Origin of the sequence: Ligilactobacillus equi DSM 15833 = JCM 10991 (assembly GCF_000615765.1) — a bacterium.
Lineage (GTDB): Bacteria > Bacillota > Bacilli > Lactobacillales > Lactobacillaceae > Ligilactobacillus > Ligilactobacillus equi.
Map to the genome: position 1 here is coordinate 1 of NZ_BAMI01000019.1, position 17,747 is coordinate 17,747.

Here is a 17,747-nt window from a genome sequence, read left to right on the forward strand (position 1 = left end):
GCCTGTACAGTAGATAGTGAAACACTATTACTTTGCGATTCTTTAATTGCGGTACTTGCACTAGTTGAATTCGACTTACTCATAGCAACAAATGACTCATAGGCTGATGAATTAGAAGTCGAAATTGAAATACTATCAGCAATATTTTGACTCAATACTGTCGAAGTAGATTGCGAAAGTGATTTATCTTCTTCAGCAATGTTTACATATTTAACGACATAATCTCGTTCACCACGACCAACATAATCGGCAAATTTACCACCTTCAGGCAACGTTGTTTCCTTGCCATTAACTGACACCATCGTTGCCCGATAACCAGGAATTTCCGGAATAGTGTAAGCCCATGTACTCTTCCAATTACCGTTATCAACAACAGTTACTGGTTGGTAGGTATCTAAAATATTTTGTAAAGTTTGACCACCAAGCGGATTATCAAATTCGGGAGTAAATTTAATCGTTCCTACGTTAGTCCCATTAGCATCCCCGGTAGCAACTGCAAAAACTGGCGTTAAATATTGTCTATATCCCGTGATTGTGTTTTCTGTATTTGCTTGTTTATCAATTACCGTCGTCTGTGTTTTTAGTGGTAAATTACCATTTTTATCAATAGTAGATTGCCATCCTTCTTCAAACGTAATTGCTTTTGCAACTTTTTCTGAAGCCAAAACGTGTGTAGCACTTTCTGTTCCCGGAAGTAATTTGATTGGATCAATATTAGTAAAAGTCAATGTTTTCCCATCATCTGACAAACTTACTTGGTAACGAGTTTTAGTTGATACATACTTACTCATATCATCGTCAATAGCTTTAATAAAAGTACCATCAGGTGATTCTTCACCGTTTGCAAATAAATCAGGCGTATTTTTGTCGGTAGCATCAATCAGTAAACCATCAATCGACTTGTCAAAATGAGCTTTAGTATCATCAGAAAGCTTAACTTGAATCTGAACTTGTCCAGCTTCACGTTCAAAACCATCTCTGGTGTACGCAAAACCATTCGGCGTATAACGTACGTAATAAAATGGTGAGCGTGTATAATACGAAACAACATCGGTATTCAAACCAATCGGTTTCACTTGGTCTCCAGAAGTTCCCATAGTGCTTTCGTACACACTTAATTGGGAGTTAGTGATAGAATTATCTAAATGATAATGCAAATCCGGATATAACTGAACCTGACCCGTTTCTCCTCCAGTAATTAAATTACTGCTATTTCCATTTACCGTTAAACTAATTGGACGTTTAGTAAATTTCGAATTTAAATCCTTAACAAACGCATCAACTTCATCCCTACCTTGTTTTGTAAATTTAATACTTCCTGGAATTGAGTTAGAATTAACTTCTAAATTAACATTTTTAGTATTCTGATTGCTACTACCCAGAAAATCAACTGAATAATTATCAATCGTATTTTGATTAATTATGCCAGTTAACAGATCTAAATGACGATTTTTAGATAAATTTTCAAAATAATCACCTAAAGTAATCTTATACGTTAAGCTAGGCATATAATCAGGGAAAATTTTCAAATACTCTTTATAATCGTCAATCGTTAAATCCTGAATGTCGCCATTTTTTATTTTTTGAACTAATTGTGTATCATCAAAATTAAGCTTGTTATTATTTGAGCCAACTCCAAAATACTGTAGTAAACTCTTAGGGTTTTTAAAATCTTCGGATGACCCCTCAACAGATAATCTATAAACGAGCTTACCGCTTCCTTTATCTGTCATAGCACCATCCGCAAAAATACCATAATAATCACTAATATAATTTTGCGATGTAAACTTCAAATATTGACCAGCAGTTAACGGTACAGCATCCGGAAACTCAATGTGAATTTGATATTGCCCATTTGATAAACGTTGACTCGTAACCGTCGCATTAGTGATTTCCAACGGGTCAACGTTTTGGTTTTGCGTATCGGTATTAACCGCCATTAAATTAGCATTTAAATTGATATTTTGAGCCGAATTATTTGCAAAATCAGCAACCCTAAATGTCGTTGTTGTTGCACGTTCAGTAGTATCATCACTTAAACTTTCAGAATGATTTTCTGACACACTAGTTACTGATTCAGAAGTTGATTCACTACTTTGAGATGTAATACTTTGAGAGAACTCCTCACTCACACTTGCAGTTTGTGTACTACTCATACTTTGCGTATGACTTTCTGTGGTACTTTGCGAATCAATGTTACTTTCACTAACAGACTCAGTATTTGAGTTAGCCACCGTTACTTGATTAGCTTCTGCTAACGTAGTGTTAGCCAATACTTGTTGTTTAACAACTTGGTCAGCACTAGCGTTAATCGCTGTTCCTGCTCCTAAAATCGTTCCTAAGCCCACAAGAGCGTATCTTGCACCCTTAGAGGCAGATTTACTTGCACGGTCAGGAATAGGCTCCAATGTGCCATTTTGACCGACATACCACCCTTTATTCGTGTGATACATCTTCTTACGTATTTTCTCTTCATAGGTAAATAATTTAGACAAAATGTTTTCCCCCATTTCATTTTTTTGCTATTTTGAGGTTAATTATAGCTATACGACAAGACGGATTTGCACCGTCCACTTAAAAGTAAAGTGCTATTTTTGCCGTAATCATGCTATTTATTGCAAAAAGAAAGCAGCGCTACTCAAGACACAACGCTACTTTCTTTTTTAGATTCGCTAATAATTATAATCCTCTAACTACTTCAAGCTAAAGTGCAATTAATCTGTACCAAATTAGAAATCACTATCACGTCACCAAAGTGAAAACGTAAACATGTAAGCAAATCTGTCTATTGCAAAACTAGCATTAAAAATGTAACACTGAGTTATTACGTTTTTATTTTAACATATATCCATCGTTTTTTAAACGATGATTTTTCTAAAAAATATATTTTATTAATCATGTATTTTTTTAGTAAAATAAAAGATGAAAAACGAAGATTATGAAAAGGTGAAAAACGAAGGTTATGAGGTGATTTTATTTGCAAACCGAAAGACAAAAAGATGCACTAATAGCATCGCTAACTTTGGCTTTATATACCAAAGGAAAAGACGGAAAATTTGATAAAGAAGAATTTGATAAGTATTTAGATGCAACCCTGAAAAATGATATCCTATCCTACTATGACGACATTCACAGTTCAACTAGGAAAGCTCAAGTCGAAGAATACATTAATGCTCTTCCGAAAAAAGAAGCCCAAATAGGTCAAGATTTAAAAAAGACTATTAATTTTAAATACGAAGCCGAGTTCCCAGACTACGTTAAATATATGTCTAATTTAGACATATATAGCAAAAAAAGGACTCCTAAAGAGGACTGGAATAAACCAAGTAGTAATGGTAAGTTTAGCCCAATGCAAAGAATGGAACACAGATTCAATGTAGCCTATGGGCGACAAATAAGCAGTGCATATCTTGCTGATATGAAATCAACGCTTAAGGATAACCATATACTGTACTTGGCTCAAAAGTTTGAACGTAGATACGGTCAAAAACTTGATAACAACTGGATTCAAGAAAACATTGTAGATCATATTAATAATAAGATTCCTGATGATAAAATCGACACTTTTACTAGTGACTTAAAGCTTTCAGACGATACTCTTCAAAAGATAAATAGCTCTACTTACACAAACTACAAAAAAAGTAATTACCAAATGTATCTGATGAACAACACCGAAAAAAAGCAGGCTGAAATAACAGATGAATCTGTCTTTACACTGGGTGAAAATGACTTAACCGTTCCAATAGAATTATTTGGTAACATTCAAGAAGAAGCTAAAGAAAAATACTATAAAGATCATCCAAATGAAAAACCAAGTAATTCTGATGTTTTAGACGGTTTAGGACGTTCATTCTGGAAAAATAAAATTGATGAATTAGAGATAGAACGGAGCTATCATAAAGCAAAAGATAATCATAAAATTCAAGAAAAAGTTTCCAACAAAAAGAAAAAGCTGCCTAACAAGCAGCAAGCTACCTATTCTCAAGACATTGTTGCTGAAGATGCCACCAATAATATTGATGGTGTTGATTATACCAAGAGCAGCAATGTTAAAGATTCATCTAAGGTAAATAATTATAATAATAGTTTTGATAATACTCCTGAATATAATAATGATGAACTTGTTTCACTTGAAGAAAATATTCCACCTGCACCCGAAAACAACAATGACTACTATTATAACATTCCTTTAGAGGATCCAAACGGGCAAATGCAATTTGACGAATTTGGTTATCCAATCAATGATAATTTTGTCTTTGACGATAACGCTCCTTTACCTGATTTACCTAACGAGGATGAAATTCCTCCCTTTGAAGATATTCCTCCTTACGATTATGAACAAACTGCTAATAGCTCTGATAATTCTAATAAACCTACATCTCGTAAAAGTGCCACAAACCCTACTAATGAAGTAACGAACGCTGATATTAAGCAAAAGAACGAAAATGCAAGAAAAGAATTAGCTAACGCCAAAATCAGACAAGACTTACTAGAAGAATTAGAGAAAAACGAAATTATTGATAAGCTATGGGACAAGTACCGTAATTCCGATGTAACCCTCAACTCACTGTTAAAACAAAGAAACTACGATATACAAGAAGCTACTGTGTTAATGGCTGCTTACGACCGTTTTAACGGGAAATATACTGTTGGTAGTCTAAATGACTTTGCAGACTCTAGAGGCGAAGAAAACAAGCCTCTGGGCCTAATTGAATCTGATTACTATAAGGAATTAGAAAAGCAAGAAGAAACATATAAGAAGAACACCTTCCAAACTGATGTCATTGATACTATTTTAAATGACGAATTCTTAAATAGTGTGGATATTAGCAAGGATAAAGAATACTTCACTGACAAGCTACAAGAAAAGTTCAATGATGTTTTAGTTTATCAAACTGCTAAGGATCTGGTAGACAATAAATCAATTTCCAAAGCATCAAGAAATAAATTTGAACGAACTATGGAAATCGTACAAAGGCCTAAATTTGAAAAGTTTAGAGAATTAAGCGCTGAATATCGTATGGTTACTCCAGGATTTTTAGAACAAGTTGATGATGTCCCGCTTGAACACGATGAAGTGGTTGAAAATAACTACAATAAGTTAAACGCAAAAATCAAAAAGTACGAAAAGGAAAATCAAATCAACACTGAAATCGGTAATAAAAAAACTGTTCAACCCAAAGAAGATAGCTTTGTTAACCTCTTTAGTGACAAGAATGATTTAATCATTAATGACTATAACCTAGGAAAAGCTGACAAGCTCATCTACACTAAAAAGAACTTCTCTCAAGATAACAATACCAACCTCTTAAAGATTAATAGAAAAATCAATGAGCGTTCTCAAGATATTCTTAAAAGCATCGATAACGGTGCAAAGGTCATTACTAATCTCAAATCCATCAAAGCTTTACATGAAGAACGCCCTGATCTTGATTTGTACTACCCTAAGTATGATGCTAAACAAAAGCAATATGTTGGCCTCGTTAAATACGAAGAAACTAAACCTAAGTCTGATAATAAAATCACAGAAATCACCAACAATAACCCTCGTATCTTCAATTACACCAAAGAAGACCTTGAATTTGTTGATAGCAATGTTTCTCAAGGATCAAGAATCATCCACAAAACGATAGATTTGGTGTGAAAGTTAATGACAATAAAGTGAGTGAAACCACCACAAACCCTAAAATACCTGTTTACAGCCGTAATAAAGATGCTAGTGACAAGACCAAGAATAATCTATCGCAATTAGCCTCTGGAGATATTGTGATTGTTAATGAGTCTAACGCTAATATTGTACGTGAGTTAAGACCGGATGTTAAAGTCTTATCACCCGGAGCTAAAAAATACAACTCAGAAGCTAAACGAGAAGTTGGCCCAGCTAATGGTTTTGTCGATCACACTCCAAACATTAACATCCCCCCTGCACAATTATCTCAAGCCTTGCAAAATGCTTCTTATGATCCTAATCATGTTCGAGCAGCTCAAGCAAGTAATCAATACGATAATTTACAAGAAAACAATACTATTCCTGTTTCAAGCACTGAACAATTTGAAGATGCCAACGATGAATTTGAATTGCAATAAAAACGATTGTTTTTATTATAATTTTTTCAATATTTATATTGATAATTTTCGAAAATTAAACTACAATAATGGTACATCGTAATTCGCAATTTTCTAGTTGTTTCAGCTGTTTCTGGAGTTGCGAGCGATCCAATGATCGATCGATGAACGAAACCATAGAAAGTTTTGCAGTAGTATTATCTTACATCAAACAAGCGAAAACTTTCTTCTCCTATGCGAAAAAGCGTCCTACATGGGCGCTTTTTTCGTTTATCTAAAAAAGATATCCAAAAAGAAACAGACGAGAGAAAAACTCCCGCCTGCAAATAAATAGTAGCTTTACAGCTACAAAATTAAATCTTATATAACCATATATATACCAGAAAATAAATAAAATCAAGAATTATTAAAATCTGGCCACTTACCAGAAATTAACGCTTCTGTGTACTTATTAATATCATTCAAATCAATCTGAACCGACGTCCAAATTTTATCTGAAGGCACGACACCCGTGCGGTCGTCTAACTCGGATTGCTCATGCAATTTCTTAACAAAATCCTCAGTATACCGTCCCATTTGCTTGTAAGCCACAATTTCATTAACCAAACATTCTTTAGCAAATTCAATTACGTCATCTATCGAGCTTTTATCAACAACAATAGTACCTAATGCTATTGTTGGAAAGAGGAAAACATAACCAGGCTGTTTACTGTCCCCAGGTATCTTCTCAATTTCTAACGGTACTTCAACAATATCACGCTTACCAAGTTTATCACCACGTAATCCATACACTGACTCCGCATCATAGTCAAACTGCCCAGTTGGTAATTCAGTAGCTATCAAATATCCTTTCTCCCGGTACCGTTTCAAAGTTAGTCTTGAAATTTTTAGTATGTCTAATACTTCGCCTGCTCGCATATTATCACCTCAAGCATTTTATATCACACTATACCAAAATAGTCAATTATTATATCATAATCGCTCAAAATTGTACTTTTGCTATTTACCAATTAGTAATCTTCTTCATTGATCCATTTTTATACTACTATTCTAAGATTTTCGGGCTAAAGCCCCTATTTTCCTGACTGTGTATAGTAATTATTCAATCACAGAAAAGAGGAAAAATTATGTTAGCAACAGTAAACAACTTTTATTTACCAAGCAATACAGACAGCAACTACTTCCCTTCAACAACTAAAGACAAAGTAGCAGCTAATATGAAAGCTATCCGCTTAGTAAAAGAATTAGAAGAAAACAACGAATCAGCAAACCCTTCCGAACAAGAAACGTTATCTAAATACGTTGGTTGGGGAGGACTTGCCAACGAGTTTTTTGCAGAATATAATCTCAAATTTAAGGCAGAACGTGAGGAACTTAAGACCTTAGTCACAACTAGCGAATACGAAGCACTAAAAAGCTCTGCATTGACTGCTTATTACACAGATCCAATGATTGCACGAGAAATGTGGAATAAAATCGTTGATTATGGCTTTACTGGTGGTAACGTCTTAGACCCTTCTGCAGGTACTGGTATCTTCTTTATGACTATGCCAGAAGAATTACGCACCACAACAACGCTCTATGCCACAGAATTAGATTCAATTACAGGTGCTATTTTAACACAGCTATTCCCACAAGCTCATGTGTTAGTACAAGGTTTCGAAAAGACACCATTTAAGCCCGTATTTGATTTGATTATCACCAACGTTCCCTTTGGTGATATTCGCATTATTGACAAAGACTATGAAAAGCCCTACTTAATTCATGATTACTTCTTAAAGAAATCAGTAGATTTACTTGAAGGAAATGGATTAGTAACAATTATTACGTCTATTGGGACAGTTGACAAAGACAATAGCATCTTACCTGAAATTCAGTCTAAAGCAGACTTTCTAGGCGGCATTCGCTTACCAAGTAACACCTTTAAGAGAATTGCAGGGACTGATGTTACAAGTGATATTCTCATGTTTCAACGTAAAGAATACTAAACAAGAAAAGAACTATTTAGGAGGAAAAATTATGACTAAAATTAAAGTATATGGACCACAGGGACAAGCAACTTTTGAAGTTGCTACTGCTACAGAATTATGGCAGACGATTGACACAGAAGTTGGAACTAATGACTTCATTGGTTATAAGAAATTACCAGAAAATCGCAAACTTGAATGGCAACAAGAATTAGACAATATACATGGGATCGAAACTTTTTTAGAAGATGCTAAGAAGCGTGGCTTTATTGATAGTTTTGAAATTGAAATGGAGCCTACCAGAGCCCAATTTTTCGAAAAATACAAAAAGTTCGCTAACCAAAAGCTTGAAGAAATTCATCAAGAAATTGTCGATGGTGTTAGCGATGTTCGATTCAACGAACTTTCTAAAAAGGTTGTCAGAATCCTAACATCACAGCATATTTTAAGTGCTTACCTAAAATATGGTTATGATTCAGATATTATTGTTAACGTTTCTGTTCTGTTTATTTATTACGAACTACAACACGATTGGTACTTCAATACCTTCTGCGCTCAAGATAGAGATGATTTTGCGATTGAAGATATCAACGAAATCTTAACCGAAGCAATCGAAAAAGAAATTAGTAACGTTCCGCAACTTTAAAGAAAGGAAAAAATTATGGAAAAAATTGTAAACGAAATTTTGAAAGCGCCAAAAGTTATCGTACTTCGCCACATTATGGCAGATCCAGATGCTATTGGATCACAGTATGGTTTGGCCCAATTAGTAATTGAGCAAGGACAAGCCAAACAAGTCTTAATTGCAGGAGACGTTCCAAGTACGTTAAAAGAACTCCCTCCCTTTAGGAATTCATCATTATCATTATCAGAAAAGCTCTTAACTGAAAGCGACTTTGAGAAAGCTACTGTAGTGATTCTAGATACCTCGACTATTAATCGTGTTGACTTTGGCCCACTTGATTTTTCAGTACTTAACAAGGCTCAAAAAGTAATTAAAATCGACCATCATCCCGTTGGACTAGATACTCATGGCCAACCTAAAGACAACTATCCTAAACACACTATTCGTTACCAAGATACTAGTGCCTCTAGTACCTCCGAAATTATCAGTAATCTTTTTGAAGTTAATACTTATGATATCAGCTTAATGAGTTTGCCTATTTCGCAATATCTGTATACAGGTATTCTAGGCGATACAGGAAAGTTTTCTTACGCTATTAGTCCTAGAACATTCAACACAGTTGCTAACCTCATTCGTGGTTTTGATATGAAAGATTTCACTGAAATTAATCACGCTATGTCCACTACCACACTTGAAGAAGCTAAAATGAAAGGCTACTGCTACGATAAGATGGTGGTGGATGATGATACTGCAAACATTATCATTTCTAGAGAAGACTTAAATAAGCATAATTGGCCCGCTGATGACATGGCACGTTTCGTTAACTTATTAGGTACCGTTCAAGGGATCACCAAGTGGATGATGTGTGTCCAAGAAGAAGACTTATCGTGGCGCATTAGCTTGCGTTCAACTGAAATTATAGTCAATGATTTAGCAGAAGAATATGGCGGTGGTGGACACCCTACCGCTAGCGGTATCTTATTACCTGCTAACAGTAATAACATGACTATCATTCAAGAAATCAAAGAAAAATTAATAAGTAAGCAATAATGCTAATAATACGGCAAAAAGGACACCACTAGAAACAGGTGTCCTTGCTTTTTTTCTCATCTGTGTTATTCTCTAACTGTAAGGTTAGAGGAATAAGTGTGGACAAAGTTATTCGCACAGAAAAGAAGTTGGGGGTGTTCCACAAAATGCACCGTAATTGCACAATAACAACACCCCGCGACAAAAACTTCTCCATAAGAGAGTGCTACTCTCGTTGTTATTGCACTTCTATCACAAGTGCTACGTTTATTATACAAAGAGCCCAGTAATAAGCAACGAATTCCGGCTTATTACTGGGCTTTTTGGTATTTTTTCTTTTAGCTAACGCTACATTGTTTTTGCTATTTTTCTTCGTACGTGATACGATAAAACAGTGGATTAGGTTATTCTCATACTTGAGAATTTTGGACATTTCAAAACCTAAAAGGAAAGTCTTGTAATAAGTTTAGAATTCCGGCTTATTACAAGACTTTTTTGTTTTTTAACCGCCTATTTTGGTGGTTTTTTATTTAGGGCTGTCGCCCTTATTTTTTTGCCTATGTAGGAATTTATTAAGTATTTTGTTTTTCAAGAGAAAGGAAAAAATTATGATGAAAATTGATTTTAATGACAACGCTAAAGTACAACTTATGGATTTTCGAGCTGGTTATGCCACAATGCCCCAAAGCATTGTGTTTGATACCTACCAAGAAGACTCCATTTTCGGAGAAAAACGAAATGCGGTAATGTTAGAATATACCGTATTCGCCGGTGAAGAAGGAAGTTATCCGTCTGAAGAAGTCGTTTCCGTTAACCTACCAGACCAATTACTGTTAGATAGCGAAAAAGAATTTTTCTTAGACGAAGACTGCATTTCATCAGACATGCTTGAATATCTTGTTGAGCATGAGTATATTCAAAACACAGGCAGGCGAGGCGAATCAGGCTTTAAAACCTACCCTGTTTACGAGATTTTAGCAAAGAAAGAGAAAAGTAACACGGAAAATTTAGAAACAACAGGAAACGTTTTTGAAGTGAATGACGCATACAATAGCTTATCAACTCACATGGACCGAGATGACCTTATTTTGCTTGCAATTCAGTACGCAGAACGATTGAGCGATGAAAGCTTATCTGATAGCGAAGAAAAGCATTACCAAGAAATCTTAAGAAAAGTTACATGATAACAAGCTAGACTTTAAAGAAGTATCAGAAATGCTAGAGTCAGTCCAAGTGTACGTAACTATTGGCGAAGACAAGCCAGTGAATGACCCTGACTTTGAGAAAATTTTCTCTGGTCCCAATGAATAATAGATAATTCAGTTATTTAACCACCGATATTTAGGTGGTTTTTATTTTAGGGCTAAAGCCCTTATTTTTTTGGCTTTGTAGTAATAAATTAAGACAACCAAAGAAAAGAGGAAAAAAAATGTCAACAAACGCAAACATTGGAATTATTGCAAAGCAAAATAGCTCAACTATAGTATGGATTCGCTGCCACTGGGACGGCTACCCTGCCTCAGTTGGTAAAATTCTAACTGAAAAGTACACCGAACCATCCAAAGTTTGGCAGTTAATCGCTTTAGGTGATATTAGCTCATTAGGCGAAAATCTTGAACCTACAACTGATTCTCATTCCTTTGAGCATCCCGAAGAAAACACAACTATTGCATATCATCGCGATAGACACGAAGATTGGTCACCCGCACTTAGACCAGCTGTAGATACTAACTTAGACAGATTTCTAGACGTCGAGTATGCCTATCTTTTCGACCAAGATAAGTGCAAATGGACTTGCTACAATTGTCTCTACACACTAAGCGACCAAGAATTTGAAGAAGCTATTGAATCCTAAAAAATCATGAATACACTTATTACTTTAAGAAAGTGAGAAAAACAATGAAATATAACGACTTTAAAAAAGCTGTTAAAGCCTTGAATTTAGGCTTTAGAGAAAGCAAAGACGAAATTACTGTTATCAGCAAAAAGACGACTGTTCCGATAGTTTCGATTTCGAAAAAATATTCCGAAGACATCACAACCGACGATTTTGAAACTTTGCTTGACACTAAAGACTTGTTTGAAATAGCAATGCAACTCGCATACACTCCACTTGATGAACGTGAAAATTGCGAAAGAATTGCAGTAAAGTTTGCTGTGGATAACGGCGTAGACTTAACCGACTAAAAAATAAAGAGAGGTAATAACCATGGGATTAGATATCTACCTAAAACGTTTTAAAAAATTTGAACTAGACGAAAGTAAAGTTTTCCACCAAGCTGAACTATTCGAAAAAGACTTGAGCTACGTTACAGTCGCAGATCAAGAACGTGAAAATACTCTTCCAGAAGACTTGTTAGAAGATTATACTCACGAGATTAAAGTCATGGAAGAAAAATTTGATTTCAAAAAAATTTTTGACACATACTTCAAAAAATTACCGGAATATAAGGATAAAACCTTCAAAGATTCAAATCTCGTTATTGTAGGTAGCGCCTACGAATCTTGGCTCAGCCGCTTTGTTATCAAAGATTTCACCACCGACGTTGAAGTTAAAATCGAATTGACCGGCAATGATAAAAAATCACTAACCAAAGAAGTTCCCGTTGATTGTTATGTCTACCAAACTGAAGAAGTAGACTACCAACGCAAAGGTCTAAATGACTACGGTTGGGAACTCCTGCCAGAAAACTGTTGCTATTCAACCGACAAAGACCGTGTAATGGAAATGGTTGAATCCGGCGGTTTAGACGAATCATTTATCCATAATTGGAAAGAAGGTTCCACAGCAATTATTGCTTGGTGGTAAGAAAAGATTACACATATCCAAGAATGAAAGAAGTAAATCAACATGAGCAAAAAATACACAGATAGCAAAAGTAACCTTTTTTACACCTTATCAACTATTTTCTTGACAGTCATTACCGTTGCAACCACTATTCTCTTCATCATAGTACCAAAACTCTTAATCATCGTGCCATTCATCATCGCATATTTCTTATATGCTGGTGAACATACTGCAACTGACGAAGAACTATTTGGTCCAAAGAACAAAGAAAATTAGAAGAAATTACAATTTTAAGCCACCTATTTTAGGTGGTTTTTTTACGGGCTAAAGCCCCTATTTTTTTGCTTATGTAGTTTTATTCAAGATAAGAAAATATACAAGGAGGAAAGATATAATCATGAGTAATACACAATTAATTTGGAACAAACCTATTGAAGTACAAGAAAACGTCAAAGCAAACCCTTACTTTGTTTACAACTTAGAAAATGTTCTAGGTGATTACGAAGTAAAGCATTTTATGGGTGGTCGCTTATCTGTTAAAGCACCTGAAGAGCAAAATCTTCAACAAGCTATTAAAGACAGTTTTGACAATTTCAAAGAACTTGAAAATAACAATGTTCCTAACCACCAAAACTTAGCAGCTCTTGAAACAGTTGAAGCAGCTAATGACGGCTTACCTGATAACATTGTCAACTTAGCCATGTACTCTTACGGTTTTGATCGTAAAACAGGTAAGATTTATTACCGTGATTACAACGGTATTAAAGAAAGTGCTAAGACAGCATCCCTTGTCTTCTTTGAAGATAAAGACGGAAACTTCTTGGGCTTTGACCGTTCAGAAACCTCCGCTATTGTCAAAGAGTTCAAGGAAATCACTAAGAAAAATCCTAGCGCTATTACCTCTATTTACCGTAATTCTAAGGCGGTAACCACCGGTAAACACAAGGGACAATTCAAGCAAACATACTTCTACAACAAGCCATTATCTCAAAACGAAAAAGAACGTATTATTGGGATGATTGGTATCAAAGAAGCCTACCGTAAGATCATTGATTTACAACAAAAAGAAAACTATGATGTCCAAGCTTTTGATAACTTGTTAGTCAAGTTAAACACTTGTTATGATGAATTTCTTTTGAAATTTGGTTACTTGAACGATAAGGTTAATGCACGCTTATTTGAATCAGATGATTCATACCCATTAATCGCATCCTTAGAAGATGAACTACCACCTAAAGAAAACAGTAAGCAAGTTGATTACAAAAAAGCACAAGCATTCTTTGAACCAACTATCCGCCCTCTTTCAAAGCCAACAACAGTTAATAATGCAATCGACGCTTTGAATTTCAGTTTATCGTTAGGTAAAGGTGTAGATTTTAGTGTAATGACTTCTATCTACCCTAACTCAACTAAAGAAAGCTTAATTGAAGAATTAGGCAATAACATCATGCTTGACATCGAAGCTTACGCAATGTTCAGAAATGTAGAATATGTACAACGAAATGATGCTTTATCAGGTGATATTCTTACTAAGATTGACTTAGTTAAAGAACTTGAGGAAGAAGGAGATACTGCAGCTAACTGGTCCTTATACTTAAAGGAATTAGAAGATGTTAAGCCAAAGACAATTTCCTTAGCAGATATTTCCTACAAGTTAGGTTCTTCATGGATTCCTGACAATGTATTTGCGATGTTTGCAGCCGCAACCTTTAGCGATCACGAATTTAATTCTGTAGATGATTTTGTGTTTGACGATAACATCCCAAAGCTTGACAGTCCAGAATACAATGATGTCTTTGAAAAGAGTCCTAAGCACATTATTATCAACAGTCAATTCCAAAGATATTACATGGACTATGGTTGGGCTCGTGTAAACTTAGCTTTAGGGCTTGAAGATAGTAAAAAGTACAGTCGTGGCTCTGATATCATGACCTACTTAATGCGCAATGAATTACCAACGATTACTAAGATTGACGAAAATGACGAATCAGGAAAGAAACGTGTTACCGACCCTGTAGCGACTGCTAACCTACGCCAAGTAGAAAAACGTCTTGAAAACTTGTTTAAAGAATTTGTCGTAAGTCGCCCCGAAGTGTCACAATTGATTGAAACAACCTACAATCAAGAATTTAACCGCATTAAGTTAAAAGAATATGACGGTTCACACTTAGAATTTAATGGTTTAGCAAAGCAATTCAACTTGCGTGGCTACCAAAAGAATGCTGTTCAACGTATCTTAGAAGACAAACGTGCCCTTCTTGCTCATGAAGTAGGTGCAGGTAAGACCTTAACCATGGTAGCAGCTGCTTTCAAGCTTAAAGACCTAGGATTAGTTAAGAAACCAATGTTTGTCGTACCATCAAACTTAACTGCCCAATTTGGACAAGAAATCTTGAAGTTTTTCCCAAATAAGAAAGTACTTGTAACAACTAAGAAAGACTTTGAAAAGTCACACCGTAAGCTCTTCGTTTCACGCATTATGACTTCAGATTACGATGGTATCGTTATCGGTCAATCACAATTTGAAATGATTCCCGTTTCAAAAGAAACTGAAGAAAAATTCATACAACGCCAATATAATGAATTATTAAGCGTTATCGCGTCTGCTGAAAAAGACGATAAGTACTTGACAGTTAAAGAGCTAGAACGCCGTAAGAATAAGCTTAAGGAGCGCTTAGATGCCCTTGGCAAGATTAAGCGTGATTCCTTTATCACTTTTGAAAACTTAGGTGTTGATTTCTTGTTTGTCGATGAAGCACATGGCTACAAGAACGTTGCACCTATTAGTAACTTGGGTCAAATCAAAGGTATTAACTCTGTAACAGCTAAGAAGAACTTAGATATGCAAGCTAAGATTAACTACTTGCACGAAAAGTTTAATAATCGTAATGTAGTATTTGCAACAGGTACTCCAGTATCCAACAGTATTTCCGAAATGTACATTATGATGAACTACATCCAACCAGATGTATTAGCTAAATACGGAGTAGGCAACTTTGACGATTGGGTCGGTGCATTCGGTTTAATTGAAAGTTCTTTAGAATTAAACCCTACTGGTAGCAAGTATGTATCAACCAAGCGTTTTTCTAAGTTTGTAAACTTACCAGAATTAATGTCCTTATACAAGACATCTACTGATATCATGACATCTGATTCTTTAGATTTAGATATTCCTGATTCACAAAAGGTAGTTATCACAAGCGATTTAACAGAACAACAAAAGCTTAAATTAGCAGAATTAGTTGAACGTTCAGAAAAATTGCACACAGAAGATGTGGACCCTACCGAAGACAATATGTTAAAGATTACTGGTGAAGCACGTAAGCTAACTTTAGACATGCGCTTATTAGACCCAGAATCAAGTTCTAAGGACTCTAAAAAGCTCTCGCAGGTAATTAGTAATGTTATGGACGTTTACAAGCGTACAGACGACCACAAGGGCACACAAATGATTTTCTCAGACCAAGGTACTCCAAAAAAGACAGATACCTTTTCTGTTTACCAAGACTTAAAGGATCGTTTAGTAGCCGCAGGTATTCCTGAAAACGAAATTGCTTTTATGCACGATGCCAAAGACGAAAACGCTAAGACAGTATTATCTCGGAAGATGAATGCAGGTCAAGTGCGGATTTTGATTGCTTCTACTGAAAAAGGTGGTACAGGGCTTAACGTACAACAACGTATGAAAGCCGTACACCACCTTGACGTGCCTTGGAAGCCATCTGATATCATTCAACGCAACGGTCGCTTAATTCGTCAAGGTAACATGTTCAAAGGCGTAGTAACTTACTACTACATCACAAAAGGCTCCTTTGATAACTACTTATGGCAAATTCAAGAAAACAAGTTAAAGTACATCACACAAATTATGACAAACAAGAGCCCTATTCGCTCTATGTCTGATATTGATGATGAAGTCATGACCTCCTCTGACTTTAAAGCGATTGCTACTTCTAACCCATTCTTAAAGACTAGTATTGAATTGAACAACCGTATTGACTTGTTATCTCAACAAAAGCGTAACTGGGAACGTAGTCAAGACGCTAAGCGTCGCAATGTTGAAATAGCAAATCAACTTTTACCTAAGCTTCAAGCAAACTTGAAGGATATTGAAGCTGATTTAGCCTATGTAACTGACAGTAACCTTCAAAATCAAGACTTCGAAATGACTATTGACGGTCAAACTTATGACAAGCGCGCTAATGCAGGTATGGCATTACACCGTATCTTAAACTCACTTTACATTGGAAACCGTTTTAATGTTGATGAAAAGGGCTTGATTGAAGTTGGTAATTACCACGATTTCAAGATTAAAATTGATGACAAACGTCCATCAACTCAAATTGGTAAGGCATTCTTAATCAAGAATGTTTACTTAGTACGTAACTTTACCTACACCGTACAAGTAGAATTAGCACCACATAACCAAATTGGGTCTATTCAACGTATTATCAATAAGATTAACCGCTTAGAACGTCCACTCAAAGAAAAGCAACAATCTATCAAGACACACGAGAAAGTTATTGAAATTGGCTTCGATACCAATGGTTTCGACAAGGACGAAGCTTTAGAATACCTCCGTCAAAAGCAATTCTTACTTTCTCCATATGTTTCTAGCGACGAGAAAATTAACATCGCAGAAATCAACGAAAAGTTAACTGAATTTGATGATGATTTCTTAGCTAGTCACCCTAACTTTGACTTAACTAATGATGCAGTAGTCCTTGAAAAGCAAGATAACTTAGAAGAAAAGTCACGTTACCAAACTACTGTCAACTACCACGACTTCGACGCTGTTAAGTTTGACGTTGACATGCAAGTTAAGCCTGAACCTGAAGAAAGTACAATCAAAGTAGTAACAACCACTACTACTCGTACTGAAAATAAGAAGAAAATTACACAGACATCTGTAAATGCCACAGCTAAGACAACTTCTCGTACAAAACTGGACGATAAGTCTAATATTGAAATTTCTGAACAATTAAACTTGTTTGACCTTATCCCACAAGAAGACGAAAAAACTGCTTCAGTTTCAATTACTATCAAGAAGACTGTCGTAACCGAACCTGAACAACTTAGCTTGTTCTAAAATAAAACCACCTTATTTCGGTGGTTTTATTTTAGGGCTAAAGCCCCTATTTTTCTTATTATGTAGTTACACCTATCGACGCAGAAAGGGAAAAATACAAATGAAAAAAATAAAATTAAACCCAAAGCAAAAAGAAAACTTATTTTGGACATTTTTTGTCGTCGCTATAATTGGCTTTTCTAT

Annotated in this window: 13 protein-coding genes; 11 read left to right on the forward strand and 2 right to left on the reverse strand. The window is 35.4% G+C overall.

The annotated features are described in order from the left end of the window. The coding region (locus tag JCM10991_RS12805) for a hypothetical protein (RefSeq protein ID WP_035188179.1) at nucleotides 1-2,495 on the reverse strand (2,495 nt) is incomplete at its 3' end. Nucleotides 2,496-2,977: 482 nt separating this feature from the next. Between JCM10991_RS12805 and JCM10991_RS05675 the strand changes: the two genes are divergently transcribed. Both JCM10991_RS05675 and JCM10991_RS05680 read left to right on the forward strand, forming a co-directional pair. Then, complete coding sequence (locus JCM10991_RS05675; protein WP_025020818.1) at nucleotides 2,978-5,644, forward strand: hypothetical protein; 2,667 nt, start codon at nucleotides 2,978-2,980, stop codon at nucleotides 5,642-5,644. Further along, complete coding sequence (locus JCM10991_RS05680; RefSeq protein WP_025020819.1) at nucleotides 5,641-6,087, forward strand: hypothetical protein; 447 nt, start codon at nucleotides 5,641-5,643, stop codon at nucleotides 6,085-6,087. The genes JCM10991_RS05675 and JCM10991_RS05680 overlap by 4 nt, the downstream gene beginning before the upstream one ends. A 375-nt stretch (nucleotides 6,088-6,462) precedes the next feature. Here JCM10991_RS05680 and JCM10991_RS05685 read toward each other — a convergent pair whose 3' ends face one another. After that, the gene (locus JCM10991_RS05685) at nucleotides 6,463-6,909 is read right to left on the reverse strand and encodes a hypothetical protein (RefSeq protein ID WP_155889586.1); all 447 of its coding nucleotides are present in this window, start codon (nucleotides 6,907-6,909) and stop codon (nucleotides 6,463-6,465) included. Between the two features lie 284 nt (nucleotides 6,910-7,193). On the opposite strand from JCM10991_RS05685, the gene JCM10991_RS05690 reads away from it, so the two are divergent. The 9 genes from JCM10991_RS05690 (at nucleotide 7,194) to JCM10991_RS05740 (ending at nucleotide 17,564) form a co-directional block, all read left to right on the forward strand. Beyond that, nucleotides 7,194-8,054: a class I SAM-dependent methyltransferase gene (locus tag JCM10991_RS05690; protein WP_025020821.1), complete on the forward strand. Its 861-nt coding sequence runs from the start codon at nucleotides 7,194-7,196 to the stop codon at nucleotides 8,052-8,054. A gap of 31 nt (nucleotides 8,055-8,085) precedes the next feature. After that, nucleotides 8,086-8,679 carry a hypothetical protein gene (locus tag JCM10991_RS05695; protein ID WP_025020822.1) on the forward strand — a complete coding sequence of 198 codons (594 nt, stop codon included), beginning with the start codon at nucleotides 8,086-8,088 and terminating at the stop codon, nucleotides 8,677-8,679. 15 nt (nucleotides 8,680-8,694) lie between these two features. After that, a complete protein-coding gene (locus JCM10991_RS05700) occupies nucleotides 8,695-9,708 on the forward strand; it encodes a DHH family phosphoesterase (protein ID WP_025020823.1) in 1,014 nt (337 codons plus the stop codon). Nucleotides 9,709-10,295: 587 nt separating this feature from the next. Beyond that, nucleotides 10,296-10,871, forward strand: coding sequence for a DUF4313 domain-containing protein (locus JCM10991_RS05710; protein ID WP_025020825.1), 576 nt, complete (start codon nucleotides 10,296-10,298; stop codon nucleotides 10,869-10,871). A 245-nt stretch (nucleotides 10,872-11,116) separates the two neighbouring features. Beyond that, entirely contained in the window at nucleotides 11,117-11,542 is a 426-nt protein-coding gene (locus tag JCM10991_RS05720; protein ID WP_023859196.1) for a hypothetical protein, read from the forward strand. 44 nt (nucleotides 11,543-11,586) lie between these two features. Then, nucleotides 11,587-11,874, forward strand: a complete 288-nt coding sequence (locus JCM10991_RS05725; RefSeq protein WP_025020826.1) for a hypothetical protein — start codon at nucleotides 11,587-11,589, stop codon at nucleotides 11,872-11,874. Nucleotides 11,875-11,896: 22 nt separating this feature from the next. Beyond that, nucleotides 11,897-12,496: a hypothetical protein gene (locus JCM10991_RS15555; RefSeq protein ID WP_023859198.1), complete on the forward strand. Its 600-nt coding sequence runs from the start codon at nucleotides 11,897-11,899 to the stop codon at nucleotides 12,494-12,496. Nucleotides 12,497-12,538: 42 nt separating this feature from the next. After that, nucleotides 12,539-12,751: a hypothetical protein gene (locus JCM10991_RS05735; protein WP_023859199.1), complete on the forward strand. Its 213-nt coding sequence runs from the start codon at nucleotides 12,539-12,541 to the stop codon at nucleotides 12,749-12,751. Between the two features lie 121 nt (nucleotides 12,752-12,872). Beyond that, nucleotides 12,873-17,564: a helicase-like domain-containing protein gene (locus JCM10991_RS05740; protein WP_025020827.1), complete on the forward strand. Its 4,692-nt coding sequence runs from the start codon at nucleotides 12,873-12,875 to the stop codon at nucleotides 17,562-17,564. The last annotated feature ends 183 nt before the right edge of the window (nucleotides 17,565-17,747 follow it).

Excerpts from the sequence above, each read along its gene's own strand:
- JCM10991_RS05690 (WP_025020821.1), top strand. The coding sequence starts at position 7,194 with ATGTTAGCAACAGTAAACAACTTTTATTTACCAAGCAATACAGACAGC.
- JCM10991_RS05695 (WP_025020822.1), top strand. The coding sequence starts at position 8,086 with ATGACTAAAATTAAAGTATATGGACCACAGGGACAAGCAACTTTTGAA.
- JCM10991_RS05700 (WP_025020823.1), top strand. The coding sequence starts at position 8,695 with ATGGAAAAAATTGTAAACGAAATTTTGAAAGCGCCAAAAGTTATCGTA.
- JCM10991_RS05710 (WP_025020825.1), top strand. The coding sequence starts at position 10,296 with ATGATGAAAATTGATTTTAATGACAACGCTAAAGTACAACTTATGGAT.
- JCM10991_RS05720 (WP_023859196.1), top strand. The coding sequence starts at position 11,117 with ATGTCAACAAACGCAAACATTGGAATTATTGCAAAGCAAAATAGCTCA.
- JCM10991_RS05725 (WP_025020826.1), top strand. The coding sequence starts at position 11,587 with ATGAAATATAACGACTTTAAAAAAGCTGTTAAAGCCTTGAATTTAGGC.
- JCM10991_RS15555 (WP_023859198.1), top strand. The coding sequence starts at position 11,897 with ATGGGATTAGATATCTACCTAAAACGTTTTAAAAAATTTGAACTAGAC.
- JCM10991_RS05735 (WP_023859199.1), top strand. The coding sequence starts at position 12,539 with ATGAGCAAAAAATACACAGATAGCAAAAGTAACCTTTTTTACACCTTA.
- JCM10991_RS05740 (WP_025020827.1), top strand. The coding sequence starts at position 12,873 with ATGAGTAATACACAATTAATTTGGAACAAACCTATTGAAGTACAAGAA.